The following is a 1980-nucleotide window of genomic DNA, read 5'->3' on the forward strand; positions in this document are numbered from 1 at the left end:
TGACTATCTTGTACCGCATGACAAAGGGGCTGCCCGCTACCGGTGACCAGCGTCGTAGTCAGCTGCTGCGCGGAGTGCTCGATCTGTGCCTGCTGTCGCTGATCGCCGAACGGCCGCGTTACGGCTTCGAGTTCGTGGCGGCACTCGCCGACAACGGGCTCGATCTCGTGAGCGAAGGCAGTATCTATCCGTTGCTCACCCGGCTGGAGCGGGAGGGGCTCATCTCCTCGTACCGCGCCCCGTCGGCCAGTGGTGGCGCCCCACGCAAGTACTACCGCCTGACCGAAGCGGGAAGTGCCGAACTGGCGAGCGGCCGGGCCGTATGGCACGCCTTCAGCGGGCGTGTGGGGCGGATCCTGACCGCTACCGAACCCACGGGGGGAAGCGCACCATGACGGACCAGCGAACCGTGACTAACCAGCAGATACTCGCGGTCTGCCGCAGCAATTGGGAGTACCGGGGCATCGACGACGGATCCATCCGGGAGATGCTCGATGAGCTCTCCGCTCATCTGGACGACGCGGTGGCCGCAGGCCGCACGCCCCAAGACGTCGTGGGCAGCGACGTGAAGGAGTTCGCCGCCTCCTGGGCCCGGGCCCGCGCTCCGTTCGCCCGCCGGCTGCTGCGTACGGCGGCGATGGTCTGTTTCGTGATCGGCTGGCTGATACTGGCCACGTGTCTGCTCCGGTGGACCACCGAACGGGCCGTGAGCGTCAACGATGTTGCCTTCTGGACCGTCGTCGCAGCGGTCACGGTCGCCTGGGAGCTGCGGCGCGGCAGCCTGGGGCTCGGTAGGACCCTGGCGGTCGCCCTTGCCGTCGGCCTGCCCGCAGTGCTGCTCTCCCAATGGCTGGGCGGCGACGGGGAACTGTTCACATTGCCACTGTGGGCGGCCCCGGCGCTGCTCCTTCCCGGGCTTCCGTACGCCGTCGCCGATGCGCGGAGCAGGAAGAACACCGCGCCCGGCGTCAACTAGGACCCGCCCGTCCGATCATGCGACTATCCAACTATTGTCTCGTTGTCCCAGACATGGGGCGGGGTGACTTGACGGATGCGGAGTGGGAACAGCTGCGGCCGTTCCTGCCGGTCAGCAACGGACGTTGTGGCCGGTGGCGTGATCATCGGCAGGTAATCGACGGGATCCTGCACCGGGTGCGGACCGGGGTGCAGTGGCGCGACCTGCCCGAGCGGTTCGGGCCATGGAAAACGGTTTATGAACGCCACCGGCTGTGGTCGGCCGACGGCACCTGGGAACGTCTGCTGCAGCAGGTCCAGGCCGCGGCCGACGCAGCAGGTGAGATCGACTGGGACATCGCGGTGGACTCCACCATCGTGCGTGCGCATCAGCACGCGGCCGGTGCCCGCACTGATCCGCCGCCGGCTCCGGCATCAAAGGGGGCGGCAGAAGACGAACATCAGGCCGAGACGCCGTGGCAGAGCCTGCTCGCCCGCCTGGTGGAGGTGGCGCAGGAAGCGAGGGCCTGGGCCGCTCGCGGGGCGGGTTCACCAGCAAAGTCCACCTGAGTGCCGACGGCCGCTGCCGTCCGCTATCGGTGGTCGTTACCGGTGGGCAGCGGGCCGACTGCACCCAGTTCACGGCGGTGCTGGAGAAGATCCGCGTTCCCAGGCCCGGACGGGGCAGGCCACGCAAGAAACCTGACAGCCTGGCGGCGGACAAGGCCTATAGTAACGGTCCCTGCCGTGAGTACCTGCGGCGCCGGGGCATCCAGCACACCATCCCGGAGAAGACCGACAGCCAGGCCGCCCGCCTGCGCAAAGGCTCACGCGGCGGACGGCCACCCGGCTTCGACGAAGAGCGGTACAAGAAGCGCAACACCGTCGAGCGGGCGATCAACAGGCTCAAGCAGTCACGGGCCGTGGCTACCCGATACGACAAGCGCGGCTACGTCTTCCTCGGCACTGCCACTGCGGCGGCCCTCGTCATCTGGCTCCGTACATGATCGGCCGGACAAGTCCTAG

Annotated in this window: 2 protein-coding genes and 1 pseudogene; all 3 read left to right on the plus strand. The window is 68.0% G+C overall.

What is annotated here, in order from left to right:
* A partial coding sequence (locus ABFX81_RS42080) for a PadR family transcriptional regulator (protein WP_346139705.1) occupies nucleotides 1-395 on the plus strand: 395 nt, incomplete at its 5' end.
* Entirely contained in the window at nucleotides 392-976 is a 585-nt protein-coding gene (locus ABFX81_RS42085) for a hypothetical protein (RefSeq protein WP_346139706.1), read from the plus strand. The genes ABFX81_RS42080 and ABFX81_RS42085, both read left to right, overlap by 4 nt.
* Nucleotides 977-1029: 53 nt before the next feature.
* Nucleotides 1030-1961 (plus strand): annotated as a pseudogene (locus ABFX81_RS42090) (IS5 family transposase).
* Nucleotides 1962-1980 lie beyond the last annotated feature (19 nt).

This window comes from Streptomyces coeruleofuscus, from assembly GCF_039532725.1.
Classification (GTDB): Bacteria; Actinomycetota; Actinomycetes; order Streptomycetales; family Streptomycetaceae; genus Streptomyces; species Streptomyces coeruleofuscus.

Coding starts and splice junctions, on each gene's coding strand:
- ABFX81_RS42085 (WP_346139706.1), top strand. CDS start 392: ATGACGGACCAGCGAACCGTGACTAACCAGCAGATACTCGCGGTCTGC.